Source organism: Klebsiella sp. CN_Kp097 (assembly GCF_040064495.1).
Taxonomy (GTDB): Bacteria; Pseudomonadota; Gammaproteobacteria; order Enterobacterales; family Enterobacteriaceae; genus Klebsiella; species Klebsiella aerogenes.
In genome coordinates this window covers 1-26,770 of record NZ_JBEAIL010000034.1, presented here as the reverse complement: position 1 = coordinate 26,770, position 26,770 = coordinate 1, and the positions used below count along the sequence as shown (strand labels likewise).

Sequence of the window (26,770 nt, the reverse complement as noted above, 5' to 3'; positions counted from 1 at the left end):
ATGATAGTGAGGGGAATGGCCTTCTATCTCACTGCTTTTGCTGTTTTTTTGTCACCTGAATAAAGCAGTGTTTACCGTTGTCGCTGATAAACCGTAAGTTTATAACCTGACAGAATTTTAGCCTGTCCCGGGCGGGAAAGGTCAATGAGTTTGGGCTGGAAAGTGGTTAAAGAGAGGCATAAAAAGCAAAGAGGCCACTCTCGGGTGACCTCTTTTCCGTTGTTTCACATCGCATGTGTTGTCGTTTTGATGAGCGATAGTGCGTGAAAGCAGGACGGTAGCGCGGCGATCAGAAGCTCAGGGCGCTAAATTTGGCGATGATTTTGTGGAACAGTTTCATGATGATTTCCAGATTGCAGGTGCGGTTTGACAGTGTTTTTTGTGATTTGCATCACAAAAATCAGTCTACGCTTCATCATTTAACTAATCAATAACAATTAAGGGGGAGTGTGTTTTGTCCGACGTCACCGCTGTCGTATTAAGCATAAAAAAAGCCAGTCTGTTTCCAGACTGGCTTTTAGCTTTCAAGCCGGTGTTACATCGCTTTTTTGGTCAATTCGATAACGCGCAGTTTAGCGATCGCTTTGGCCAGTTCCGCGGACGCCTGAGCGTAATCCACGTCGCCGTGAGAGCTCTTGATGTGCTCTTCCGCTTTACGTTTCGCTTCCAGGGCTCGCGCTTCGTCGAGATCCTGACCACGAATTGCCGTATCGGCCAGAACGATCACGTTGCCCGGTTGCACTTCAAGAATGCCGCCGGACAGATAGATAAACTCTTCGTGACCGAACTGTTTAACGATGCGAATCATACCAGGCTTAATGGCGGTGAGCAGCGGCGCGTGACCCGGGAAAATACCCAGCTCACCTTCGCTACCCGTTACCTGGATTTTCTCGACCAGGCCAGAGAACATCTGTTTCTCTGCGCTGACGACATCCAGGTGGTAAGTCATTGCCATATCACCCTCCGATTAAGGCGTTAAAGTTTTTTGGCTTTTTCCACGGCTTCTTCGATGGAACCGACCATGTAGAACGCCTGCTCCGGCAGGTGATCGTATTCGCCTTCCATGATGCCTTTAAAGCCACGGATGGTGTCTTTCAGCGAAACGTATTTGCCCGGGGAACCGGTAAATACTTCAGCTACGAAGAACGGCTGGGACAGGAAGCGCTGGATCTTACGAGCGCGAGCTACCACCAGTTTATCTTCTTCAGACAGTTCATCCATACCCAGGATGGCGATGATGTCTTTCAGTTCCTGATAACGCTGCAGCAGGGACTGTACGCCACGCGCGGTGTCGTAGTGTTCCTGACCAACAACCAGCGGATCCAGCTGACGGCTGGTGGAATCCAGCGGGTCAACGGCCGGGTAGATACCCAGAGACGCGATCTGACGGCTCAGTACCACGGTTGCGTCAAGGTGCGCAAAGGTGGTTGCTGGGGATGGGTCAGTCAAGTCATCCGCAGGTACGTATACCGCCTGAACGGAGGTGATAGAACCGGTTTTGGTGGAGGTGATACGTTCCTGCAGAACGCCCATCTCTTCCGCCAGAGTCGGCTGATAACCTACCGCTGAAGGCATACGGCCCAGCAGTGCAGATACTTCAGTACCGGCCAGGGTGTAACGATAGATGTTATCGACGAACAGCAGAACGTCACGACCTTCGTCACGGAATTTCTCAGCCATGGTCAGGCCGGTCAGCGCAACGCGCAGACGGTTTCCCGGCGGCTCGTTCATCTGGCCGTAAACCAGGGATACTTTATCCAGAACGTTGGAATCGGTCATTTCGTGGTAGAAGTCGTTACCCTCACGAGTACGCTCACCAACGCCCGCAAACACGGAGTAACCGGAGTGCTCGATCGCGATGTTACGGATCAGCTCCATCATGTTTACGGTTTTACCTACACCCGCACCACCGAACAGACCAACTTTACCGCCCTTAGCGAACGGACACATCAAGTCGATAACTTTGATGCCGGTTTCCAGCAGTTCCTGAGAGCTGGACAGCTCTTCATAGGAAGGCGCCGCGCGGTGGATAGCCCAACGTTCTTCTTCGCCGATGTCGCCTTTCATGTCGATCGGCTGACCCAGGACGTTCATGATACGGCCCAGAGTCGCTTTACCTACCGGGACTTCGATCGGGTGCTCGAGGTCTTTAACTTCCAGACCACGACGCAGACCGTCGGAAGAACCCATGGCGATAGCACGAACTACGCCACCGCCGAGCTGCTGCTGAACTTCCAGCACCAGGCTCTCATTACCATTCTGTACCTCAAGGGCATCGTACACGCGTGGTACGGCATCCTGAGGGAACTCGACGTCGACCACGGCGCCGATTACCTGGACAATCTTTCCAGTAGCCATCTTAAATCCTCTACGAAATAACCTGGTTAAACCGCGGCGGCCCCCGAGACGATCTCGGTGAGTTCCTGAGTAATGCTGGCCTGACGAGCTTTGTTGTATACCAACTGCAGCTCTTTAATCAGGCTGCCGCCATTATCGGTCGCGGCTTTCATCGCCACCATACGGGCGGCCTGCTCGCTGGCCAGGTTTTCTACCACGCCCTGATAAACCTGAGACTCCACATAACGACGCAGGAGGGTATCCAGCAGCGCTTTCGGATCGGGCTCATACAGGTAATCCCAGGACTTACGTTTCAGATCATCATCTTCTGAAGCCGGTAACGGCAGCAGCTGAGTGATGGTCGGAGCCTGAGACATGGTGTTAATAAATTTGTTGCTGACAACGTAAAGCTTGTCCAGACGGCCTTCATCGTAGGCCTGCAACATCACTTTTACCGGGCCGATCAGTTCGGACAGGGACGGGTTATCACCCATACCGGTCACCTGGGCCACAATATTGCCGCCCACGGAGTTAAAGAAAGACACGCCTTTAGAGCCGATCATTGCGAGGTCGCACTGAACGCCTTTATCGGACCATGCTTTCATATCCGCCAGCAGTTTTTTGAACAGGTTAATGTTCAAGCCACCGCACAGACCACGGTCGGTCGACACCACCAGGTAGCCCACGCGTTTAACGTCGCGTTCTTCCAGGTATGGGTGCTTATATTCCAGATTACCGTTCGCAAGGTGACCAATCACTTTGCGCATAGTATCTGCATATGGACGGCTGGCCGCCATGCGATCCTGCGTTTTACGCATTTTGGAGGCGGCGACCATCTCCATCGCTTTGGTGATCTTTTGCGTGTTCTGGACGCTTGCGATCTTACTACGTATCTCTTTTGCGCCGGCCATGAGCTTCTCCTCAATGCCTTGCGGCCTGCCCTAAGGCAAGCCGCCAGACTTTACCAGGACTGGGTTGCTTTGAAGGAGTCGAGGATGCCTTTCAGCTTGCCTTCGATCTCGTCGTTATAGCCACCGGTCTGGTTAATCTCTTGCATCAGCGGAGCGTGGTCACGGTCAACGTAAGCCAGCAGAGCGGCTTCGAAGCTACCGATTTTCGCCAGTTCCACATCTTCGAGGTAACCGCGTTCAGCAGCGAACAGTACCAGGCCCTGCTGTGCTACAGACATAGGGGCATACTGTTTCTGTTTCAGCAGTTCGGTCACTTTCTGACCGTGGCTCAGCTGCTTACGAGTCGCTTCGTCCAGATCGGATGCGAACTGAGAGAACGCAGCCAGTTCACGATACTGCGCCAGCGCGGTACGGATACCACCGGACAGTTTCTTGATGATCTTGGTCTGAGCAGCACCACCAACACGGGATACGGAGATACCCGGGTTAACCGCCGGACGAATACCGGAGTTGAACAGGTTGGTTTCCAGGAAGATCTGACCATCGGTAATGGAAATTACGTTGGTCGGAACGAATGCGGAAACGTCACCCGCTTGCGTCTCGATAATCGGCAGCGCAGTCAGGGAGCCGGTTTTACCTTTAACTTCACCATTGGTGAACTTCTCAACGTATTCCGCGTTAACGCGGGATGCGCGCTCCAGCAGACGGGAGTGGAGGTAGAACACGTCGCCCGGGAATGCTTCACGTCCTGGCGGACGACGGAGCAGCAGGGAAACCTGACGGTAAGCAACAGCCTGTTTAGACAGGTCATCGTAAACGATCAGCGCATCTTCACCGCGGTCGCGGAAGTATTCGCCCATTGCGCAACCGGCATACGGCGCCAGGTATTGCAGCGCAGCAGATTCAGAAGCGGTCGCCACAACAACGATAGTGTTGGACAGCGCGCCGTGCTCTTCCAGTTTACGCACCACGTTAGAGATGGTGGACGCTTTCTGGCCGATAGCGACGTATACGCATTTGATGCCGGAATCACGCTGGTTGATGATCGCATCGATTGCCATCGCGGTTTTACCGGTCTGACGGTCACCGATGATCAGCTCACGCTGGCCACGGCCGATTGGAATCATGGCATCAACAGATTTGTAACCGGTCTGTACCGGCTGGTCTACGGATTGACGATCGATAACGCCCGGAGCGATAACTTCGATTGGCGAGAAACCATCGTGCTCAACAGGACCTTTACCGTCAATTGGCGCACCCAGGGTGTTCACCACGCGGCCTAACAGACCACGACCGACCGGAACTTCCAGAATACGGCCAGTACACTTAACCTTCATGCCTTCGGCGAGGTCAGCATACGGACCCATCACAACCGCACCAACGGAGTCGCGCTCCAGGTTCAGTGCGATAGCGTAACGGTTACCCGGCAGGGAGATCATTTCACCCTGCATACAATCGGCCAGGCCGTGGATGCGGATAACACCGTCACTTACAGAAACAATAGTACCTTCGTTGTGAGCTTCACTCACAACATTGAACTGAGCAATGCGCTGCTTGATCAGTTCGCTGATTTCGGTGGAATTCAGTTGCATGCTCCAGTCCCCTTAAGACTGCAAGACGTCTGCCAGGCGATCAAGACGGCCGCGTACGCTACCATCAATGACCATATCACCCGAGCGGATGATAACTCCTGCCATAACAGACTTATCGATTTTGCAATTCAGCTTAACTTTGCGTGACAGACGCTTTTCCATCGCGCCGGAGATCTTCGCAAGCTGTTCTTCACTCAGTTGGTTGGCAGAAATAACATCTACCTCTGCGATGGCCTCGCTGGCCGCACGCAGGTGAATGAACTGCTCAAGAACATCCGGGAGCACCTTCAGACGACCATTTTCAGCCATCACCCGAATCAGGTTCTGACCATTTTCGTCGAGTTGCTCGCCGCAGATAGCGATAAACGCATCTGAGAGCGTTTCCGGCGCCAGGGCACCGGAGAGAAGCTCTGCCATTTGTTCGTTTTTAGTCACTTCAGCGGCAAACGCCAGCATATCCTGCCAGCGCTCAACACTTTTGTGTTCGACGGCAAAGTCAAAAGCTGCTTTGGCGTAGGGGCGAGCTACCGTTACAAATTCAGACATCAGCCCCTCCCTCCTTACAGTTCAGCGACAAGTTTATCCACGATGTCGCTGTTAGCAGCTTCATCCACGGAACGTTCGATGATCTTCTCGGCGCCAGCAACAGCCAGGATAGCAACCTGCTTACGCAGTTCTTCGCGAGCACGTTTACGTTCGGCATCGATTTCAGCCTGCGCCTGTGCGACGATTTTGGTGCGTTCCTGTTCTGCTTCAGCTTTAGCTTCGTCCAGAATCTGAGAGCGACGCTTGTTCGCTTGCTCGATGATTACCTGGGCTTCCGCTTTCGCTTTTTTCAGCTGGTCGGTCGCGTTGGCCTGTGCAAGGTCCAAATCTTTCTTAGCGCGTTCTGCAGAAGCTAAACCGTCAGAAATTTCTTTCTGGCGCTTTTCGATGGCAGCCATTAACGGCGGCCATACGTACTTCATGCAGAACCATACGAAGATAACAAACGCGATGGCCTGGCCGAGGATTGTTGCGTTCATGTTCACAGCACAATACCTCTTAAATTAACTCTGTGGCTTAGGTTTCTTTCGAACAACTTACTACGCGACAGCAAACATCACGTACAGACCCAGACCTACAGCGATCATCGGGATAGCATCCACCAGACCCATAACGATAAAGAACTGAGTACGCAGCAGAGGAATCAGATCCGGTTGACGCGCTGCGCCTTCCAGGAATTTACCCCCGAGGATGCCGATACCGATCGCAGCACCGATTGCCGCCAGACCCATCATCACAGCGGCAGCCATGTACAGCAGATCCATATTCAGGTTTTCCATGACAGTCTCCAGTTTGTTTCAGTTAAAACGTAGTAGTGTTGGTAAAAATCAATGCTCTTCGGATGCCATCGACAGATAGACAATCGTCAGAACCATGAAGATGAAGGCTTGCAGCGTAATAATCAGGATGTGGAAAATGGCCCAAGGCACATTCAGAATCCACTGTGACCACCACGGCAACAGACCAGCAATCAGAATGAAAATCAGCTCACCGGCATACATGTTGCCGAACAGTCGCAGACCGAGAGAAACCGGTTTGGACAGCAGGCTTACCCCTTCAAGGATTAAGTTGACAGGAATGAACGCCCAGTGATTGAACGGCTGCATGGTCAGTTCTTTAACGAACCCACCAACGCCTTTCATTTTGATGCTGTAGAAAATAATCAGGATGAACACGCCAAGCGCCATTGACAGGGTGATGTTCACGTCAGCAGACGGAACCACGCGCAGTGCAGGCAGGCCGAAAATGTGTTCGCCGATATAAGGAATCAGGTCGATTGGCAGCAGGTCCATCAGGTTCATCAGGAATACCCAGACGAACACGGTAAGCGCCAGCGGCGCGATGACCTTGCTCTTGCCATGGTACATGTCTTTGACGCTGCCATGGACGAAGCCGATGATCATTTCGATGAAGGTTTGGAATTTCCCTGGTACGCCGCTGGTCGCTCTCTTAGCAACGCTACGGAACATGGCAAGGAACAGCAGACCGAGAACCACCGAGAAAAACATGGAGTCAATATTGAGCGTCCAGAAGGTGGCTGGGGGGTTGTGCGGATCCACCAGCGAGAATGTACGTAGGTCCAACTGAAGGTTATTCAGATGGTGTCCTATGTAATCCTGCGGCGTCATATTTTCTGAAGCCATGATGCCTTTTACCCTTTGTTGTTAATTACAGCTGGAGCCAGAATTTGTACCACCAGCACCAAAACCCACGTCACTATCAGCGGCAAAAATACCACTTCAAAAACCGCCAGCGCCATCGCCAGTAGGGCGAAGGTCAGCAACACCTTGAATGCTTCACCGAAGGCGAAGGTCCAGGCCACTCGGCCTTGTGCTGGTGTATGCGCCTGATGGCGCCAGGCAAAAATCATAAACAACGCGTTTGGCAAAACAACTGCCAAACCTCCGCATATGGCGGAGATGCCCCAGAAGGGGTCTTTGAGGCTGAACAGCAGTCCACTTGCTATTACTGCCAGTAACTGAATAAACAGAAGCTTTCGAGCAACGTTTCGACTCACGAGCGACATAGACATCACGTTTTTACTCCTGCTCCCTTCGAGGTATGCCGCGTGTCGTATAAAACGTTCTTTAAGACCAAGAGTCAAGCGTCAAAAAGCGGACAAATTATACGGTGACAACACGTGATTTCAAACATTAAGTAGCAAAATAGTGAATAAATGTTTAATTATTTTCTGAGCGGCAATTTTTCATGCATTTCGTCAATCAGTGAGGGATCAACCAGAAGTGCAAATAATGAGAAAACGCGGCCATTAAAGCGTGCATCAGATCACATAATAAACATTTTCGGCGCAATCGAATTAAATCTGTACAGAATCAGTAAGTTTTCATCTTTTTGATATTCAAGATAAAAAGTGAGGTCTTTTTGTAAAACAACCCCACATACAATAAAAACCTTTTATTGACATTTATAATAAAAATTTAACATCAATATGAACTGACAGTTCATCGATTTTTAGCACCCTGATATTTTCAAAGTTGACTATTCTGCCAGTAAACCACCACGCTAAAGTTAAACACTAGAAAAGCCATAGTAAAAACAAGGTTAAAAGTGGCCAGATAATACCCGCAGGTAACTTTGATTTTTGTAACATGCGCAGGCCACATTTTTTCCACATTTTTTGATAAAAATTATAAGGCGTTTGGCTTAATGACCACCAAATGTCTCTCCCCTTCCAACTGGGGTACATGCAGTTTAATCACGTCGCAAACCTGGTAACCTTCTGGCAGGTCTGCCATTTCACTTTCCTGCGCCTGCCCTTTCAACGCGTAGAAATGCCCCTCTGCCGCCGGCAGGTGGTGGCACCAGCTCACCATGTCGTTCAGCGAAGCAAAAGCGCGGCTAATGACGCCATCAAACGGCGGCTCGGCGGGAAACGCTTCCACACGGCTCTGCACGGGGGTGATGTTATCCAGTTTTAGCTCATGCTGGACCTGGCGCAGGAAGCGCACACGCTTGCCAAGGCTATCCAGTAATGTGAAATGAGATTCCGGGCGCACGATAGCCAGCGGAATACCCGGCAGGCCCGGGCCGGTTCCCACATCGATAAAGCGGGAGCCCTGTAGATATGGCGCAACGATAATGCTATCGAGGATATGGCGAACCAGCATCTCGTTAGGATCGCGAACAGAGGTCAGGTTATAGGCTTTGTTCCACTTATCCAGCAGCCCGACATACGCCACCAGCTGGTTTTTCTGGTGATCGGTGAGCGAAATACCCGCTTCATCCAGCAGACGAGAAAGTTTGTTGAGCACTGTGAGTACCTTCTAAAAATAATGAGCCCGGAGGCGCTAACGCTTACCGGGCTGTGAATTATAAAGGCGAACGCTGATTTTGCATCCGCCAAATTAACGCGCTCTGACGATTATCAGGCGCTGCGGCGCAGCATCCCCTGCTTTTTCAGCCACACCAGCAAAATAGAAATTGCCGCCGGGGTAATCCCGGAAATACGCGATGCCTGGCCGATCGATGACGGTTTATGGTCGTTCAGCTTGGCAATAACCTCGTTGGACAGGCCGGATACCTGACGGTAATCGAGCGTTGCCGGCAGCAAAGTATTCTCGTTGCGCTGCTGCTTTTCGATTTCGTCCTGCTGACGAGCGATATAGCCTTCGTACTTAACCTGAATCTCAACCTGCTCTGCCGCCTGTTGATCCTGCAGGCCCGGCGCGAACGGAGAAAGCTGAACCAGCTGTTCGTAGGTCATTTCCGGACGACGCAGCAGATCTTCGCCGCTGGCTTCACGCGATAGCGGCGCGGTCAGGTGAGCGTTCACTTCGGCAGCGCTTTCCGCCAGCGGGTTGACCCAGCTGGTTTTCAGGCGTTGGCGTTCACGCTCAATGCTTTCCAGTTTCTCGTTGAAACGCGCCCAGCGCTCATCGTCCACCAGCCCCAGCTCACGCCCCTGTTCGGTCAGGCGCAGATCGGCGTTGTCTTCACGCAGCATCAAGCGATATTCCGCACGGGAGGTAAACATGCGGTACGGTTCTTTGGTGCCAAGTGTGCACAGATCGTCCACCAGCACGCCAAGGTAGGCCTGATCGCGACGCGGCGCCCAACCCTCTTTTTCCGCTGAGAAGCGGGCGGCATTAAGACCGGCAAGCAAACCCTGTGCGGCGGCTTCTTCATAACCGGTAGTGCCGTTAATCTGGCCGGCGAAGAACAGACCCTGAATGTATTTGCTCTCCAGCGTCGGCTTCAGGTCACGCGGGTCAAAGAAATCGTACTCAATGGCATAGCCAGGGCGAACGATCTTCGCGTTTTCCATCCCCTGCATTGAACGGACGATTTGCATTTGCACATCAAACGGCAGGCTGGTGGAGATACCGTTTGGATAAATTTCGTTTGAAGTCAGCCCTTCCGGTTCAAGGAAGATCTGATGCTGGTTGCGATCGGCAAAGCGCATGACCTTGTCTTCGATCGACGGGCAGTAACGTGGGCCGATACCTTCAATCACCCCGGCGTACATGGGGCTGCGATCGAGGTTGCTGCGGATCACATCATGGGTTTTCTCGTTGGTGTGCGTGATATAGCACGGTACCTGGCGCGGATGTTGATCCACGGAACCCATAAACGAGAAGACCGGCATCGGGTTATCGCCGTGCTGTTGCGCTAGCACGCTAAAATCGATGGTGCGTGCGTCAATACGCGGCGGAGTACCGGTTTTCAGGCGGCTTACGCGCAGCGGCAGTTCACGCAGACGGCGAGACAGCGGGATCGACGGCGGATCGCCAGCGCGACCGCCGCTGTAGTTGTCCAGCCCAATGTGGATTTTGCCATCCAGGAAGGTGCCGACGGTTAGTACCACCGACTTAGCGCGGAACTTGAGGCCCATTTGGGTCACCGCGCCGACGACACGATCGTTTTCGACAATCAGATCTTCTACCGCCTGCTGGAAGATCATCAGGTTCGGCTGGTTCTCCAGCGCGGTGCGTACCGCCTGGCGATACAGCACGCGGTCGGCCTGGGCGCGGGTCGCACGAACAGCTGGGCCTTTGCTACCGTTTAGTATCCTAAACTGAATACCTGCCTGATCGATCGCTTTCGCCATCAGACCACCGAGCGCGTCCACTTCTTTTACCAGGTGTCCCTTCCCAATGCCGCCAATCGCCGGGTTGCAGCTCATCTGCCCCAGCGTGTCGATATTGTGTGTCAAAAGCAGGGTTTGTTGGCCCATTCGCGCTGCTGCCATCGCGGCCTCAGTGCCTGCATGACCCCCGCCAATGATGATGACGTCAAAAGGATCCTGATAAAACATGGTGATCTGCCTCGCATAACGCGGTTTGAAAATGGATTAAAGCCCGGGCCGTGGATTCTACTCAACTTTGCTCTTTCGAGAAAGGGGCCGGGATCCTGAGTATTAAAAAGAAGATCTTTTATTTAGAGATCTGTTCTATTGTGATCTCTTATTAGGATCGACTCTCTTTGTGGATAAGTCGGATCCACTGTTTAAGATCAAACGCTTAAGAAGGATCACAATCTGTGAATGATCGGTGATCCTGTTCCGTATAAGCTGGGATCAGAATGAAGGGTTATGCACAGCTCAAAAAGCATACTCCGGTTATTCTTTGGATAACTACCGGTTGATCCAAGCTTTTGAGCAGGGTTATCCACAGAAGAAGCTGCGGATCTTTACAAAACTCAGAGTAAATCTTTCCAGGATCCCACCCAAACCTCGGCCGGATCTTCAGGAATCTCGTGTTCGAGGACATTAATTTTCAGCGTTTCACCGATCTGTTTTGCCCCGTTGGCCTTTAATGCCGCTTCGAGTTTGTCGATTGCGCCGCAAAAAGTGTCATATTCGCGGCTACCGATACCCACCGCGCCAAAGCGAACGGCAGAAAGATCGGCCTGCTTCTCCAGCAACGCTTCATAAAAGGGGACCAGGTTGTCCGGAATATCGCCGGCGCCATGGGTAGAAGAGATAACTAACCAGATCCCTTCAGCCTGCAGATCGTCAACCAGCGGACCGTGCTGGATATCAGTGCTGTAGCCCGCTTCTTCCAGCTTTTCTGCCAGATGTTCTGCTACATATTCCGCACTGCCCAGGGTGCTGCCGCTGATAAGTGTAATGTCTGCCATGATCGCCGATCGCTCGCTCAACTATTCTGAGTGGCGTATTGTACGCTGTGAGCGAGCTGGGATCTACCTGTGGAAAAATGTGGGATTAAAAAAAACGATCAGGGCTTGATAGTACGCATGATCGGGTTTTGCAGCACGATCAGGGTTTCAGTGGACTGAATTTCATCGATTGTTTGGATCTTGTTGATAAGTACCTGCTGCAGGGCATCGATAGATTTACACATCACCTTAATAAAGATGCTGTAGTGGCCGGTGGTGTAGTAAGCCTCTGTCACCTCTTCCAGGCTCTCCAGCCGGGCGAGGGCGGAAGGATAGTCTTTAGCGCTCTTAAGAATGATGCCGATAAAACAGCCGACGTCATAACCGAGCTGTTTCGGGCTAACGTCAATTCGCGCGCCGGTAATAATGCCCGCCTGTTTCATTTTCTCTACGCGTACGTGAATCGTACCTGGACTCACGCCGAACTGTTTGGCCAGTTCGGCGTAAGCGGTGCGCGCATTCGCCATTAGGGCATCAAGAATGCCGCGGTCCAGATTGTCGATCTGATAATTTTCCATTGTTTTTTCTTATGATGTTTGATGATTCTTTCTATTTTAGCTTTTTAATTTAATGAATCAAAACTCAAGGCGTCTTTTTATTGATTGATTATTGAATTCAGTGCCATTTCTGTTGCTTAATCAATATCAACAGGACGCAGGAGTAATAAAAAATGAAAACCGCATACATCGCAAAACAACGCCAGATTAGTTTCGTTAAATCCCATTTTTCCCGTCAGCTGGAAGAGAAGCTTGGCCTGATTGAAGTGCAGGCGCCGATCTTAAGCCGCGTAGGAGATGGGACGCAGGACAACTTGTCCGGCTGCGAGAAAGCGGTTCAGGTAAAAGTGAAAACACTGCCAGACGCCCAATTCGAAGTGGTTCATTCACTGGCGAAGTGGAAGCGTCAAACCCTGGGACAACACGACTTCAGCGCGGGCGAAGGGCTGTACACGCACATGAAGGCCCTTCGCCCCGATGAAGACCGCCTCACCCCAATTCACTCCGTTTACGTTGACCAGTGGGACTGGGAACGCGTCATGGGCGACGGCGAACGCCATACTGGCACGTTGAAAGCGACGGTTGAGGCGATCTACGCCGGGATCAAAGCCACCGAGCTGGCGGTAAGTCAGGAATTTGGTCTGACGCCATTCCTGCCGGAACAGATCCACTTTATTCACAGTCAGGAGTTGCTGAGCCGTTATCCGGATCTGGATGCCAAAGGCCGCGAGCGGGCGATAGCTAAAGAGCTTGGCGCCGTTTTCTTAATCGGTATCGGCGGTAAACTGTCTGACGGCAAGCGCCACGATGTTCGCGCGCCGGATTATGATGACTGGAGCTCGCCATCAGCGGAGGGTTTTGCCGGCCTGAACGGCGATATCCTGGTGTGGAACCCGGTGCTGGAAGACGCTTTTGAGCTTTCCTCTATGGGGATCCGTGTTGACGCCGAGGCGCTGAAGCGCCAGTTGGCGGTGACCGGCGATGAAGACCGTCTGCAGCTTGAATGGCACCAGGCGCTGCTGCGCGGCGAAATGCCGCAGACCATTGGCGGCGGTATTGGCCAGTCTCGTTTAACCATGCTGTTGCTGCAGCTTGACCATATCGGCCAAGTACAGTGCGGCGTATGGCCCACGCAGGTGCGTGAAAGCGTCGCCGCTCTGTTGTAAAGATTAACGCCGCCAGCGACGCAGCAGGCGGCTACGCAATCCGGTATCAAAGCGCCAGATATGATCGAAGATGCGCATGATGCCGGGTTTGCCGTGTACCGACATCGCCACCGCGTGAAAACGGTGCTGATGTTTGTGCTGCAACTCCCCCACCTTATTGACCACCTCATCCGGCAACCGCTGGGCGATAAAATCGGAAATCACCACCGCATCGGCATCGACCCATTGCGGGCTTTGCAAACGTTCAACGATCGCGCGAAAACAGCTGGCCAGATCGGTGCCGCCGCGAAAACGCTGGCTTAAAAAACGGATCGCCTGTTCAAGCCCCTGCGGGCCGGTTAGCTCGTAGTGCACCACTTCGCTGGAGAACAGCATGATGTAGCAGCGACGGTTATCCGCCAGCGCGACGCGCATCAGCGCCAGACAAAAGGCTTTAGCGCATTGCTCGTTAAAGCCGCCCATCGAACCTGAGGTATCTACGCAGACAATAAATGGCCCCCGCGGCTGCTCATCAAAATCCTGCCGGGTTACCGGGCGTTCGGTTATTTTCTCCCGCCATGCGTCGCCGTGCAGGCGATAGGTTAACAACTGTTTTTCCACCAGCTTACGGTAGAACTCGAACTCGAGTTCGGTGATGCCGAGCGTTGCCAACTCTGGCGGCAACAGACGTAGAATATCGTCGCTTTGCTGCAGGCCATCGACCTGCTCTGGTACCGTTGCCGGTTCACGAACCATCGCGCGGAAGGTCTCCATCGGCGCATCTTTCTTCGGCACCAGTTTGGCTTCCCGCGATCTGCCCAACTGCTCAGCCAGTTGCATCAGTTCCGGTTGTTGGCTGAGAAAATCGCCATAGCGCACGATCAGCTGATAATCGCCACGTTTAAGCTCGCCGGCGCTCATATCCCACAGGCGGCCAGCGGCGTTGTCGTTTTCCACCAGCACCGGCTCTAGCTGCCCGCTGAGCGTCATTCGTTCCTGCACCTCGCTGAGCAGCTGATCGCGCTCATCGTCTAATAGGTGCTGGTTGAGGGTGGTGGTCTGTACCACGAGGCTTAAGCGCCAGCGTTGTAAGAACAGAGTATGTAGCGCTGGGGTGAAGGTCGCGTTATCGTCCACCAGCTGCTGCGCCTGAGCGGCAAAGGGCGACTGTAGCTTATGCAGCTTGCCGAGGATCTGCGGCAGTTGCACAATAAATTGCGACGTTGAAAGCAGCTGAGCCTGCTGATAGATCTGCACTTCGGCGTCCAGTTCGGGAGGGATCTGCGTCTCTTTGAGCCGGGCGCGAACCGCTTCTCGCCAGCGCGGAATATCGGCGGCGATGATATTTTTCAGCCGCGGAAATTTTTCAAAGAACACCGCCAGTTGAGGAGAGGCCAGCAGCGCCAGCAGCATCTCCTCGATCATCCCTTCTTCGCTGACCGCCAGCATGACATTCAGCATGTCGAGCGTCATGGCTGGCGCGCCTGTTTAATTTGCGCGCCGACGTCCTGCAGGCTGGCTTCGATACGCCCCAGCCAGTCGCCGGGAATAAACAGGCATTTTTGCTGTTCGCTAAAGCGGTTATGTTGCTGGTGCCACTCGTCATCCAGCGCTTCCAGCTGCTGGCGGATCTCGGCTGGCATATTTTCCTGAGATTCGCTGCCTGGCAGCGACAGGCGTGAGCCTTGCAGGCTGACGTCGCGCACCACCAGGTGCTGGCTGGCATCGACATCCATCGTCAATGGCTGGGCAAAACCGATGCCGTTGAGCTTGCCGCGGATCTCGCCGCCTTTCTCCAGCCAGTTGACCAGCGCTACGCGTTCGAAGGCGATATGAATGACTTCGAGATCGTGCAATTTCAGCGGTTGCTGGAGAAGCAGCGTCAACGTCTCGCCTTCAATTCCGTCCGGCAGTTCATAATGCGGCTTACGGCTGAACATGCCGCCCACGCGCGTGACTTTAAGCGCGGTTTTATCGCTGTGCTGCTGCTGGATTTGAATACGGCGTTGGATGATAGCGCCCAGTTTAGTCAGCATCGCCTGCTGGCCCCAGGCATGGCTGGTCATCAGGGATTCCAACTGCTGCGACATCAGATTCATGCTTTCGATGTTATGCCACAGGCAATCTTTCAGCAGGATCAGGTCGATAGGCGCGATGGCGTCGCGGCCGCTAAAGAAGGCGCTGGCCTGCAGCAGACGGATGGCTTTTTTCCAGCGGCGATCGGAAACGTAAGGCGCATTAGGCAAGGCATCTAATTGCTGGCGCAGTTGGAAAACCAGCTCGAAGACATTGTCCGGCAACTTCACGGTACCAATGTCATGCTGCCACTGGGTGAACTCTTCGGTGCTGATTTGCAGGTTTTCGGGAACCGGATTGCTGTTTTCATCCTGTTGGCTCACCAGCATCGAGCGGAAGTTAGTTTTATCCTGCACTTTATCCAGCCACAGGCGGATCAGCATGCGGTCATATAAGGCTTCGAGGCTGTTATCCGCTTCGGGAAGTTCGTTCGACGCCGCAACCAGCAGGCGCATCGGGATTTTCTCTTCATGGGCGCCGTTGCGGAAGTGGCGTTCGTTGATGGCCGTCAGCAGGGTATTAAGGATAGCCGGGCCGGCTTTCCAGATTTCATCCAGGAAGACGATTTCCGCCTCTGGCAGATAGCCTGCCGTTAAACGCTCATAGCGCCCTTCATCTTTGAGCGCCTGAATAGACAGCGGGCCGAAAACTTCTTCCGGGGTGGAGAAGCGGGTCATCAGATATTCGAAAGCGCGCGCCTGCTTGAAAGCGAACTTAAGCCGGCGGGCGATCAGGCTTTTCGCGATGCCGGGTGGACCCAGCAGGAATACGCTCTCGCCGCTGAGCGCAGCCAGCAGGCACAGACGTATTGCGTGGCTGCGTTCAAAGAGTCCTTTTTCCAGGGCGGCGCTAAGTCGGGAAATTCTTTCTGCCAGTAAATGTGATTGAGCCATAATAGAGTTGCGTGCTTTGTCGTGTGTCGTTATTGCGTCGAGTATAGATGTTTGATTAGGGGTGGTAATAGCCTGAAGAATCGATTTATTTTCTTTGAGCTAAGTTAATATGGTGTCAGTTAGGGGTACGATTCAGCAAATAATCGTGCATACTGTGCGCTTTTTGTGGGCCAAGGGACTAGGCACACATTTGTTTTATAAACGAAAAGACTAGTCTATGAGCACTGATAATAAACAATCGTTGCCGGCAATAACGCTGGCGGCAATCGGCGTGGTTTACGGCGATATCGGTACCAGTCCACTGTATACTCTTCGCGAATGTCTGTCAGGCCAGTTTGGCTTTGGCGTTGAACGCGATGCGGTGTTTGGCTTTCTGTCGCTGATTTTCTGGCTGTTGATCTTTACCGTATCAATTAAATACATCACCTTCGTGATGCGGGCGGATAACGCCGGCGAGGGCGGGATCTTAACGCTGATGTCGCTGGCGGGGCGCAACACCTCGGCAAAGATGACCTCCGTGTTGGTGATCCTCGGCCTGATTGGCGGTAGCTTCTTCTATGGCGAAGTAGTAATAACCCCGGCAATATCGGTGATGTCGGCGATAGAGGGGTTGGAAATTATCGCCCCACAGCTGGATACCTGGATTGTCCCCATCTCCATTATTGTGCTGACCCTGCTATTTGCTATTCAAAAACACGGTACCGGGATGGTCGGCAAGCTGTTCGCGCCAATTATGCTGATCTGGTTCCTGTTGCTGGCGGTGCTTGGCGCGCGCAGTATCCTCGATAACCCGGAAGTTCTGCAGGCGCTGAACCCTTACTGGGCGGTACATTTCTTCCTGCAGTACAAAACGGTATCCTTTATTGCGCTTGGCGCGGTGGTGCTGTCGATTACCGGTGTGGAAGCGCTGTATGCCGATATGGGTCACTTCGGCAAACTACCGATTCGCGTGGCGTGGTTCTCGGTGGTGCTGCCATCACTGGTGCTTAACTATTTTGGCCAGGGCGCGCTGCTGCTGAAGCACCCGGAAGCCATTAAAAACCCGTTCTTCCTGCTGGCGCCGGAATGGGCGCTGATCCCGATGCTGATTATCGCGACCCTGGCGACGGTTATCGCCTCTCAGGCGGTGATTTCCGGGGTCTTCTCGCTGACTCGCCAGGCCGTGCGTCTGGGCTATCTGTCGCCAATGCGCATTATCCATACTTCGGAAATGGAGTCCGGGCAGATTTACATCCCGTTCATTAACTGGCTGCTGTACGTTTCTGTGGTCATCGTCATTGTCAGCTTCGAGCACTCTTCTAATCTGGCGGCGGCGTACGGGATTGCGGTAACGGGCACCATGGTGTTGACCTCCATTCTTTCGGCGACCGTGGCGCGCAAAAACTGGCACTGGAATAAGCTGTTTGTCGGCCTGATGCTGGTGGCCTTCCTGTGTATCGATATTCCGCTGTTCTCGGCGAACCTCGATAAAATCGTCTCCGGCGGCTGGTTGCCGTTATCGCTGGGCCTGGTGATGTTTACGGTGATGACCACCTGGAAGAGCGAGCGTTTCCGCCTGCTGCGCCGGATGCACGAGCATGGCAACTCGCTGGAAGCGATGATCTCCTCGCTGGAGAAATCGCCGCCGGTGCGCGTACCGGGTACCGCGGTCTATATGTCTCGCGCCCTGAACGTGATCCCTTTTGCTCTGCTGCATAACCTGAAACACAACAAGGTGCTGCATGAACGCGTGATCCTGCTGACTCTGCGTACCGAAGATGCCCCGTATGTGCATAACGTTCGCCGCGTGCAGATTGAGCAACTGTCGCCGTCGTTCTGGCGCGTCGTGGCAAGCTATGGCTGGCGTGAAACGCCGAACGTCGAAGAGGTGTTCCATCGCTGCGGTCTGGAAGGGTTGAGCTGCCGAATGATGGAAACGTCGTTCTTTATGTCCCATGAGTCGCTGATTATTGGCAAACGGCCATGGTATCTGCGCCTGCGTGGCAAGCTGTATCTGCTGCTGCAGCGTAACGCCCTGCGCGCGCCGGATCAGTTTGAAATCCCACCTAACCGGGTTATTGAGCTCGGTACGCAGGTGGAAATCTGATGTCGAAAAGCCCTTCAATAACGAAGGGCTTTTTTGTCTCTCACATCTTGATGTAACTTCTTGTCCCCGCGTTGCGAAACGTTTCGATGGCGATCACATTTCTCTCTTCTGCCGGTGGTTTTCTGTTCGCTGATTGACAATACTTAGGGCAGCGAAACGTTTCGCTAGTGGAGCAAAAGAGACAAAATGAAAAAAGGCACCGTACTTAACGCTGATATTTCTTCCGTTATCTCCCGCCTCGGTCATACCGATACGCTGGTTGTTTGCGACGCCGGATTGCCGGTTCCCCGCAGCAGCGCGCGCATTGATATGGCGCTTACTCAGGGCGTACCTTCTTTTATGCAGGTACTGGAAGTCGTAACGGCGGAAATGCAGGTTGAGGCGGCGGTCATCGCGGAAGAGATTAAAACCCATAATCCGCAACTCCACGCGACGTTGCTCAATCATCTTGAGCAGCTGCAGCAGCACCAGGGAAATACGATTGAAATTCGTTACACCAGTCATGAGCAGTTCAAAAAACAAACCGCAGATAGTCAGGCGGTAATTCGCAGCGGGGAGTGTTCCCCGTATGCGAATATTATTCTCTGTGCCGGCGTCACTTTCTGAGGTCGCCGTCATGGAAGCTTTATTACAGCTGAAAGGGATCGATAAAGCGTTCCCTGGCGTCAAAGCGCTCTCCGGCGCGGCGCTGAATGTCTATGCCGGCCGGGTGATGGCGCTGGTAGGGGAAAATGGCGCCGGTAAATCTACAATGATGAAGGTACTGACCGGTATCTATACCCGTGATGCCGGTTCTTTGCTGTGGTTAGGTAAAGAAACGACCTTTAACGGCCCAAAATCCTCACAGGAAGCCGGTATCGGCATCATTCACCAGGAACTCAACCTGATCCCGCAATTAACGATTGCCGAGAACATCTTCCTCGGCCGCGAGTTCGTGAACCGCTTTGGCAAAATCGACTGGAAAAAGATGTATGCCGAAGCGGACAAGCTGCTGGCGAAGCTGAATTTACGCTTTAACAGCCAGAAGCTGGTGGGCGATCTGTCGATTGGCGATCAGCAAATGGTGGAAATCGCTAAAGTGCTGAGCTTCGAATCGAAGGTCATCATTATGGATGAGCCTACAGATGCCCTGACCGATACCGAGACCGAATCGCTGTTCCGCGTCATCCGCGAATTGAAGTCGCAGGGGCGCGGTATCGTCTATATCTCCCACCGCATGAAAGAGATCTTCGAAATCTGCGATGACGTCACCGTATTTCGCGACGGGCAATTTATTGCCGAGCGCGAAGTGGCTTCGCTGGATGAGGATCGACTGATCGAGATGATGGTTGGCCGTAAGCTGGAAGATCAATATCCGCATCTCGATAAGGCGCCGGGCGCGGTACGTCTGAAGGTTGATAATCTCTGCGGCTCCGGTGTGGAAAACGTGACGTTTACCCTGCGTCAGGGCGAAATCCTCGGCGTCGCCGGGCTGATGGGCGCCGGGCGTACTGAACTGATGAAGGTGCTGTACGGCGCGCTGCCGCGTAGCAGCGGTTCCGTGACGCTGGATGGCCATGAAGTCGTCACCCGTTCGCCGCAGGATGGCCTGGCGAACGGCATTGTCTATATCTCCGAAGACCGTAAGCGTGATGGCCTGGTGCTCGGAATGTCGGTCAAAGAAAACATGTCATTGACCGCGCTACGCTACTTCAGCCGGGCGGGCGGCAGCCTTAAGCATAAAGATGAACAGCAGGCGGTCAGTGATTTCATTCGGCTGTTTAATGTGAAGACGCCTTCAATGGAGCAGGCAATCGGCCTGCTTTCCGGCGGTAACCAGCAAAAAGTCGCTATCGCTCGCGGGTTGATGACCCGGCCGAAAGTGCTGATCCTCGATGAACCGACCCGCGGCGTCGACGTTGGGGCGAAGAAAGAGATCTACCAGCTGATTAACCAGTTTAAAGCCGATGGCCTGAGCATCATTCTCGTCTCTTCGGAGATGCCGGAAGTGCTGGGCATGAGCGATCGCATCATTGTGATGCATGAAGGGCATCTCGGCGGTGAATTCACACGCGAGCAGGCCACCCAGGAAGTATTGATGGCTGCCGCTGTGGGCAAGCTTAACCGTGTGAATCAGGAGTAAAAAAGATGACTACCCAGGCTGTTACTGGTCGCCGCTATTTCACTAAAGCGTGGCTGATGGAGCAAAAATCGCTGATCGCCCTGCTGGTGCTGATAGCGATCGTTTCGACCATGAGCCCCAACTTTTTTACCGTCAATAACCTGTTCAATATTCTGCAGCAGACTTCCGTTAACGCCATCATGGCGGTCGGGATGACGCTGGTCATTCTGACATCGGGGATCGATCTGTCCGTCGGTTCTCTGCTGGCGTTGACCGGCGCCGTCGCGGCGTCTATCGTCGGTATCGAAGTGAATGCGCTGGTGGCCGTTGCCGCCGCGCTGGCGCTCGGTGCGGCTATTGGCGCGGTGACCGGGGTGATTGTCGCGAAAGGGCGCGTGCAGGCGTTTATCGCCACTTTGGTAATGATGCTGCTGCTGCGCGGCGTGACGATGGTTTACACCAACGGCAGCCCGATCAACACCGGCTTTAGCGATAACGCCGATCTGTTCGGCTGGTTCGGTATCGGACGCCCGCTGGGGATCCCGACGCCGGTATGGATTATGGCGATTGTCTTCCTGGCGGCCTGGTACATGCTGCACCATACTCGCCTGGGTCGTTATATTTATGCCTTGGGCGGTAATGAAGCGGCGACGCGGCTTTCCGGCATCAGCGTAAATAGAGTGAAAATCATCGTCTATGCGTTATGCGGAATGTTGGCTTCACTGGCCGGGATCATCGAAGTGGCGCGTCTTTCCTCTGCGCAGCCGACGGCGGGGACGGGCTATGAATTAGATGCGATCGCAGCGGTCGTACTTGGCGGCACTAGCCTGGCCGGTGGTAAAGGTCGTATCGTCGGCACGCTGATTGGCGCGCTGATCCTTGGCTTCCTGAACAATGGTCTGAACCTTTTAGGCGTTTCTTCCTATTACCAGATGATCGTCAAAGCGGTGGTGATTTTGCTGGCGGTACTGGTAGATAACAAAAAGCAGTAACTGAGAACTCTACAGGACATCTTAACTATGAATATGAAAAAACTGGCGACCCTGGTCTCTGCTGTTGCTCTAAGCGCGACCGTTAGCGCAAACGCGATGGCGAAAGATACCATCGCACTGGTTATCTCTACCCTGAATAACCCGTTCTTCGTTTCTCTGAAAGACGGCGCGCAGAAAGAAGCCGATAAGCTGGGTTACAACCTGGTGGTGCTGGATTCTCAGAATAACCCGGCAAAAGAGCTGGCGAACGTACAGGACTTAACGGTGCGTGGCGCTAAGCTGCTGCTGATTAACCCAACCGACTCCGATGCTGTCGGCAATGCGGTGAAGATGGCGAACCAGGCTAAAATCCCGGTCATTACCCTTGACCGCCAGGCTTCTAAAGGTGATGTGGTGAGCCATATTGCTTCCGATAACGTGCTGGGCGGTAAAATGGCCGGCGACTATATTGCGAAGAAAGTTGGCGAAAGCGCGAAAGTGATTGAGCTGCAAGGTATTGCTGGTACCTCTGCGGCGCGCGAGCGTGGCGAAGGTTTCAAACAGGCCGTGGCGGCGCATAAGTTCAACGTACTGGCCAGCCAACCCGCTGACTTCGACCGTACTAAAGGTCTGAACGTGATGCAGAACCTGCTGACGGCGCATCCTGACGTGCAGGCGGTGTTTGCGCAGAACGACGAAATGGCGCTGGGCGCGCTGCGTGCGCTGCAGACTGCAGGAAAATCTGATGTGATGGTGGTTGGATTTGACGGTACTCCGGATGGCGAAAAAGCAGTAAATAGTGGCAAACTGGCAGCGACTATCGCCCAGTTGCCGGAGCAGATCGGCGTTAAAGGCGTCGAAACCGCTGATAAAGTGCTGAAGGGCGAAAAAGTGGATGCCAGCTATCCGGTTGAGCTGAAACTGGTCATTAAGCAGTAAAATGCGATTCGGGCCGGCAACGGCCCGAGGGACAACATAAAAAGAAAAGCAGGGCATGCGCCACCGGAGTCCGGTGGCGCGCTTTCCCGGGAATAAAGATGATGAAAACCGCAGGCAAACTTGTCGTCCTTGGCAGCATCAATGCCGATCACATTCTTAACCTTGAATCCTTCCCTACTCCAGGTGAGACCGTCACCGGAAACCACTATCAGGTCGCATTCGGCGGTAAAGGCGCTAACCAGGCGGTGGCTGCCGGGCGTAGCGGAGCGGATATTGCCTTCATTGCCTGTACTGGCGATGACGACATTGGCGAACGCGTCCGCCGCCAGCTGGAGAGCGATAATATCGACGTGGCCCCGGTGCGTGCCGTTGCTGGCGAATCTACCGGCGTCGCGTTAATTTTCGTTAACGCGGAAGGTGAGAATGTCATCGGTATTCATGCCGGCGCTAATGCAGCGCTATCGGTTTCTCAGGTAGAGGCGGAGAAAGAACGTATCGCCAACGCGCAGGCATTGTTAATGCAGCTGGAGTCGCCGCTGGAGAGCGTGATGGCTGCCGCGAAAATCGCTCATGAGCATCAGACGACGGTGGTACTCAATCCCGCACCGGCGCGTGAACTTTCGGATGAGCTATTGGCGCTGGTGGATGTCATTACGCCGAATGAAACCGAAGCGGAAAAGCTGACCGGTATTCGCGTTGAGAGCGACGACGATGCCGCGAAAGCCGCCAGTGCGCTTCATGCGAAGGGAATTGGTACGGTGATGATTACTCTCGGCAGCCGCGGCGTTTGGTTAAGCTGCGAGGGCGAAAGCCGCCGGGTTCCAGGATTTAAAGTTCAGGCCATCGATACGATTGCCGCTGGCGACACTTTTAATGGCGCATTTGTCACCGCGCTGCTGGAAGGCCGTGAAGTGTCAGACGCCATCCGTTTTGCCCATGCCGCCGCCGCGATTGCCGTCACCCGTAAGGGGGCGCAACCGTCTGTGCCGTGGCGCAAAGAGATCGACGAATTCTTGCGTCAACAGGGGTAATGCTTGGCTACCATGAAGGATGTGGCCCGCGTCGCGGGCGTTTCCACCTCGACCGTTTCTCACGTCATTAATAAAGACCGCTTTGTCAGCGAGGCGATTACCGCCAAAGTTGATGCGGCGATCAAAAGTCTTAACTACGCGCCTTCGGCGCTGGCGCGCAGCCTCAAGTTAAATCAGACGCGAACCATCGGCATGCTGATCACCGCCAGTACTAACCCGTTTTATTCGGAGCTGGTGCGCGGCGTGGAACGCAGCTGTTTCGAGCGCGGCTACAGCCTGGTGCTATGTAATACCGAAGGCGATGAGCAGCGGATGAATCGCAATCTGGAAACGCTGATGCAAAAACGCGTCGATGGTCTGCTGCTGCTGTGCACCGAAACGCATCAACCTTCCCAGGAAATCATGCAGCGTTATCCGTCGGTGCCGACGGTGATGATGGATTGGGCTCCGTTCGACGGCGACAGCGATCTCATTCAGGATAATTCGTTGCTCGGTGGCGATATGGCGACCCAGTATCTGATCGATCGCGGTCATACCCGTATTGCCTGCATTGCCGGGCCGCTGGATAAAACGCCGTCGCGACTGCGGCTGGAGGGCTATCATGCGGCGATGGCGCGCGCCGGGCTGGATGTCGCCGAAGGTTATGTCATTACCAGCGATTTTGAATTTGGCGGCGGTTTTACTGCGATGCAGCAACTGCTGGCGTTAACGCCACGGCCGCAGGCGGTCTTTGTCGGTAATGATGCGATGGCGGTCGGCGCGTATCAGGCGCTGTATCAGTCCGGGTTGCATATTCCGCAGGATATGGCGCTGGTGGGGTATGACGATATTGAACTGGCGCGCTATATGACCCCGCCGCTCACCACCATTCATCAACCTAAAGATGAACTGGGAGAGCTCGCTATCGATGTGCTGATTCACCGCATGGCGGATCCCGGGCAAAAACAGCAGCGCGTGCAGCTCACTCCAGAGCTGGTGATTCGCGGTTCAGCTTAGTGCTTGTGCCGCTCCGTTATCAGGTTGCGGCCATCTTTGGCTCTGAGCAGCATAAACATCAACGCTGACACCACGGTGATCGCACCCATCGTGATAAAGGTATAGTGGAATTGTTCGATGGTACTGGCGTTATCAAACCCTTCATAAAAACGCAGAACCGCCGCGCTGATGGCTACGCCAAGGCTAATCGACAGCTGCTGGGTTACCGCGAGCAGGCTGTTGCCGCTACTGGCATTGTCATCGGTTAAATCAGCAAGCGTAATGGTGTTCATCGAGGTGAACTGCGTGGACATCGCCATCCCCAGTACAAATAGCGGCAGTAGTAGCAGCCACAGCGGCATTCCCGGCGACTGCAGCGCAAACTGCGCGATCATCAAACCAATAAAGATGGTGACTCCCACCAACGTTTTGCGATAACCAAACCAGCGCAGGATCTGCGTGACGGTCGACTTGGCGATTATCGAGCCGATGGCCGTCGGCGCAATCATGCAGCCGGCGATAATGGCCGGGTAGCCGAAACCGACTTGTAGCATCAGCGGCATCAGGAACGGCACGCAGCCGGTACCTAACCGTGTCGCCAGGTTACCGGCGATCCCGACAGAGAAGGTATGGGTCTTAAATAGAGAGAGCGAAATCAGCGGAGTGGGATGGCGACGAGCATGCCGAATATAGGCCAGCATGAGCACGACGCTCAGGGCGATGACGGCCAGCGCTATCCAGCTGGCGACGATTTTCTCGCCAAAGAGCTCAATACCACTGGAGAACAGCACCAGGCTTAAACCAAAAAGCACAAAACCGCTGGTGTCGAAACGACGGCGGGGCGTGGTGAAGTCCGGCATATATTTGCGGGCGTAGAGAATGCCGATGATGCCAATCGGGATGTTAATCAAGAAAATCCAGTGCCAACTGGCCCAGGTGACTAACACGCCGCCGAGTACAGGGCCGAGGATGGGGCCGACCAGTCCGGGCATGGTAACGAAGTTGAGTACCGGCAGCAGTTCGCTACGCGGATAGGCGCGTAACAGCGCCAGGCGCGCAACCGGCATCATCATTGCGCCGCCGATCCCCTGGATGACGCGGAAGACAACCAATTCGGGAAGCGAAGTGGAAAGCGCGCAGGCGAGGGAGCCCAGGGTAAACAGGCTAACGGCAACGATAAAGACCTTGCGGGTGCCAAAGCGATCGGCCAACCAGCCGCTCACCGGAATCAGCATCGCTACCGTCAGGGTGTAGCTGATAATGGCGGATTGCATCGCCAGCGGGGAGTGACCGAGGCTATGCGCAATCGCGGGAAGCGCGGTATTAAGAATAGTGGCGTCCAGCGCCTGCATAAAGAAAGCCATGGCCGCAATCCATGGCAGTCCGGCCATACTCAGCCCTTTCTTCCCGGTCATGCCATTTCCTTCTTTATTTACCTGTGTGGTTTGGGGTGTTCAATAATGTCTGGCAGGCAAGCTGCGCGCGTGGACCGTCGCTTTCCTGAATGGCGTCAACAATAGCCTGGTGTAGATCGAGTTTAACGACTTCATTTTGCGTAATCGAGGTGAAATAGGTCTGATATACCGAATGGAATAACGACGCGAAAGAGGTGAGAAACGGGTTGCCGCTCATCGCATAAATATGTTCATGCCAGGCCATATCGACTTCAATCCAGCGTTCGCGGATAAAATGTCTTTTCAGCTCGATCATTTCTTCCATTAGCGTATTGAGCTGCGCTTTCTGCTCGGAGGTGCCGTTTATCGCCGCCAGAAAACAGGCCTGAGGCTCCAGGCTGCTGCGCATCACCAGAAAATGGCTAACCACCTCGGCAAAATTATCTTCCGTCAGCCACCAGGCAAGCAGCTCTTTATCCAGAAAGTTCCAGCTGCTGCGTGCCAGAACGCGAGTTCCGATACGCGGGCGCGGAAGCAGCATGCCTTTCGCTGCCAGCGTTTTTACCGCTTCTCGTACTGCCGTCCGGCTCACGCCAAACTGTTCGCCCAGCTCCATTTCACCAGGAAGAATGCTCTCTGGCGGATATTCGCCGGTGAGAATTTTTTGGGCGATCTTCTCCGCGATGACCCAGGAGATGTTTTTTTGTGCCGCCAGCTGCTGTGCGCTTATAGACATAAATGCCGTTCCTTTCTCTTTTCTACTTCATCAGTATGCCACCTGGCGGCTTGTTTCGGTGGTTAAAACAGCAAAAGGGCGATTTTTTACGGTTTTGACACCGCCTTTGGTGAAAAAAGAGACGGTTGAAAAGTTTTTTGAAAACAGGGCTTGTCAACGTCTCAGAACTCCCTATAATGCGCCTCCACTGACACGGAACAACGGCAAGCAAGCCGCCGGGTCAGCAGGGTTTCAGCGGTAAATAACAACGCTGAAAACCGACAGAGAAAAGTGAAAATAAACGCTTGACTCTGAATGAGGAAAACGTAATATACGTGACCTCGCAACGGTGAGCTGAAAGCCGCGTTGCACTGCTCTTTAACAATTTATCAGACAATCTGTGTGGGCACTCAAAGTGACATG

25 protein-coding genes are annotated in these 26,770 nt (G+C 53.7%); 8 read left to right on the top strand and 17 right to left on the bottom strand.

All coding sequences use genetic code 11. The features are described 5' to 3' along the window. Positions 1–535 precede the first annotated feature (535 nt). The 13 genes from ABLV07_RS24410 to asnC all read right to left on the bottom strand — a co-directional run bounded on the left by ABLV07_RS24410 (position 536) and on the right by asnC (position 12,042). The gene (locus ABLV07_RS24410; protein ID WP_015703917.1) at positions 536–955 is read right to left on the bottom strand and encodes a F0F1 ATP synthase subunit epsilon; all 420 of its coding nucleotides are present in this window, start codon (positions 953–955) and stop codon (positions 536–538) included. 20 nt (positions 956–975) lie between these two features. Beyond that, complete coding sequence (gene atpD / locus ABLV07_RS24405) at positions 976–2,358, bottom strand: F0F1 ATP synthase subunit beta (RefSeq protein ID WP_015369008.1); 1,383 nt, start codon at positions 2,356–2,358, stop codon at positions 976–978. 26 nt (positions 2,359–2,384) lie between these two features. Further along, on the bottom strand, positions 2,385–3,248 hold the full coding sequence (gene atpG, locus ABLV07_RS24400; protein WP_015369007.1) for a F0F1 ATP synthase subunit gamma: 864 nt from the start codon (positions 3,246–3,248) through the stop codon (positions 2,385–2,387). Between the two features lie 50 nt (positions 3,249–3,298). Beyond that, positions 3,299–4,840 (bottom strand): F0F1 ATP synthase subunit alpha, encoded by a 1,542-nt coding sequence (atpA, locus tag ABLV07_RS24395; protein WP_015369006.1) that lies wholly within the window; start codon positions 4,838–4,840, stop codon positions 3,299–3,301. A gap of 12 nt (positions 4,841–4,852) precedes the next feature. Further along, a complete protein-coding gene (atpH, locus tag ABLV07_RS24390) occupies positions 4,853–5,386 on the bottom strand; it encodes a F0F1 ATP synthase subunit delta (protein ID WP_015369005.1) in 534 nt (177 codons plus the stop codon). A gap of 14 nt (positions 5,387–5,400) precedes the next feature. Continuing rightward, positions 5,401–5,871, bottom strand: coding sequence for a F0F1 ATP synthase subunit B (gene atpF / locus ABLV07_RS24385; RefSeq protein ID WP_004107293.1), 471 nt, complete (start codon positions 5,869–5,871; stop codon positions 5,401–5,403). 54 nt (positions 5,872–5,925) lie between these two features. Beyond that, positions 5,926–6,165 carry a F0F1 ATP synthase subunit C gene (gene atpE / locus ABLV07_RS24380; RefSeq protein ID WP_000429386.1) on the bottom strand — a complete coding sequence of 80 codons (240 nt, stop codon included), beginning with the start codon at positions 6,163–6,165 and terminating at the stop codon, positions 5,926–5,928. Between the two features lie 48 nt (positions 6,166–6,213). Continuing rightward, entirely contained in the window at positions 6,214–7,029 is an 816-nt protein-coding gene (atpB, locus tag ABLV07_RS24375) for a F0F1 ATP synthase subunit A (RefSeq protein ID WP_015369004.1), read from the bottom strand. Between the two features lie 8 nt (positions 7,030–7,037). Continuing rightward, complete coding sequence (gene atpI, locus ABLV07_RS24370; RefSeq protein ID WP_015703918.1) at positions 7,038–7,418, bottom strand: F0F1 ATP synthase subunit I; 381 nt, start codon at positions 7,416–7,418, stop codon at positions 7,038–7,040. A 616-nt stretch (positions 7,419–8,034) separates the two neighbouring features. After that, positions 8,035–8,658, bottom strand: coding sequence for a 16S rRNA (guanine(527)-N(7))-methyltransferase RsmG (rsmG, locus tag ABLV07_RS24365; RefSeq protein ID WP_032712994.1), 624 nt, complete (start codon positions 8,656–8,658; stop codon positions 8,035–8,037). Between the two features lie 113 nt (positions 8,659–8,771). Beyond that, positions 8,772–10,661 carry a tRNA uridine-5-carboxymethylaminomethyl(34) synthesis enzyme MnmG gene (gene mnmG, locus ABLV07_RS24360; RefSeq protein WP_032712993.1) on the bottom strand — a complete coding sequence of 630 codons (1,890 nt, stop codon included), beginning with the start codon at positions 10,659–10,661 and terminating at the stop codon, positions 8,772–8,774. 383 nt (positions 10,662–11,044) lie between these two features. Beyond that, complete coding sequence (gene mioC, locus ABLV07_RS24355; protein WP_015368999.1) at positions 11,045–11,485, bottom strand: FMN-binding protein MioC; 441 nt, start codon at positions 11,483–11,485, stop codon at positions 11,045–11,047. Positions 11,486–11,583: 98 nt separating this feature from the next. Further along, entirely contained in the window at positions 11,584–12,042 is a 459-nt protein-coding gene (gene asnC, locus ABLV07_RS24350; RefSeq protein WP_015368998.1) for a transcriptional regulator AsnC, read from the bottom strand. A gap of 152 nt (positions 12,043–12,194) precedes the next feature. Between asnC and asnA the strand changes: the two genes are divergently transcribed. Continuing rightward, entirely contained in the window at positions 12,195–13,187 is a 993-nt protein-coding gene (asnA, locus tag ABLV07_RS24345; RefSeq protein WP_032712991.1) for an aspartate--ammonia ligase, read from the top strand. Positions 13,188–13,190: 3 nt separating this feature from the next. Here the strand turns inward: asnA and viaA are convergent, their stop codons facing one another. Both viaA and ravA read right to left on the bottom strand, forming a co-directional pair. Next, complete coding sequence (gene viaA / locus ABLV07_RS24340; protein ID WP_015703920.1) at positions 13,191–14,639, bottom strand: ATPase RavA stimulator ViaA; 1,449 nt, start codon at positions 14,637–14,639, stop codon at positions 13,191–13,193. Continuing rightward, entirely contained in the window at positions 14,636–16,135 is a 1,500-nt protein-coding gene (ravA, locus tag ABLV07_RS24335; RefSeq protein WP_047036362.1) for an ATPase RavA, read from the bottom strand. Before ravA ends, viaA begins: the two co-directional genes overlap by 4 nt. Positions 16,136–16,352: 217 nt before the next feature. Between ravA and kup the strand changes: the two genes are divergently transcribed. From kup to rbsR, 7 genes are all read left to right on the top strand, one after another. Next, the gene (gene kup / locus ABLV07_RS24330; RefSeq protein WP_015368994.1) at positions 16,353–18,221 is read left to right on the top strand and encodes a low affinity potassium transporter Kup; all 1,869 of its coding nucleotides are present in this window, start codon (positions 16,353–16,355) and stop codon (positions 18,219–18,221) included. Between the two features lie 186 nt (positions 18,222–18,407). Then, entirely contained in the window at positions 18,408–18,827 is a 420-nt protein-coding gene (gene rbsD / locus ABLV07_RS24325; protein ID WP_015368993.1) for a D-ribose pyranase, read from the top strand. Between the two features lie 10 nt (positions 18,828–18,837). Further along, entirely contained in the window at positions 18,838–20,343 is a 1,506-nt protein-coding gene (gene rbsA / locus ABLV07_RS24320) for a ribose ABC transporter ATP-binding protein RbsA (protein ID WP_015368992.1), read from the top strand. Positions 20,344–20,348: 5 nt separating this feature from the next. Beyond that, a complete protein-coding gene (gene rbsC, locus ABLV07_RS24315; RefSeq protein ID WP_015368991.1) occupies positions 20,349–21,314 on the top strand; it encodes a ribose ABC transporter permease in 966 nt (321 codons plus the stop codon). Between the two features lie 27 nt (positions 21,315–21,341). Further along, entirely contained in the window at positions 21,342–22,232 is an 891-nt protein-coding gene (rbsB, locus tag ABLV07_RS24310) for a ribose ABC transporter substrate-binding protein RbsB (protein WP_015368990.1), read from the top strand. 98 nt (positions 22,233–22,330) lie between these two features. Next, positions 22,331–23,263: a ribokinase gene (gene rbsK, locus ABLV07_RS24305; protein ID WP_162198570.1), complete on the top strand. Its 933-nt coding sequence runs from the start codon at positions 22,331–22,333 to the stop codon at positions 23,261–23,263. Between the two features lie 3 nt (positions 23,264–23,266). Then, a complete protein-coding gene (gene rbsR / locus ABLV07_RS24300; RefSeq protein WP_015703923.1) occupies positions 23,267–24,259 on the top strand; it encodes a ribose operon transcriptional repressor RbsR in 993 nt (330 codons plus the stop codon). Here rbsR and mdtD read toward each other — a convergent pair. Further along, positions 24,256–25,653 (bottom strand): multidrug transporter subunit MdtD, encoded by a 1,398-nt coding sequence (gene mdtD / locus ABLV07_RS24295; RefSeq protein ID WP_015368987.1) that lies wholly within the window; start codon positions 25,651–25,653, stop codon positions 24,256–24,258. The two genes, rbsR and mdtD, sit on opposite strands and share 4 nt — an antisense overlap. Positions 25,654–25,666: 13 nt before the next feature. Continuing rightward, complete coding sequence (locus ABLV07_RS24290; RefSeq protein ID WP_015368986.1) at positions 25,667–26,368, bottom strand: FadR/GntR family transcriptional regulator; 702 nt, start codon at positions 26,366–26,368, stop codon at positions 25,667–25,669. Positions 26,369–26,770: the final 402 nt, after the last annotated feature.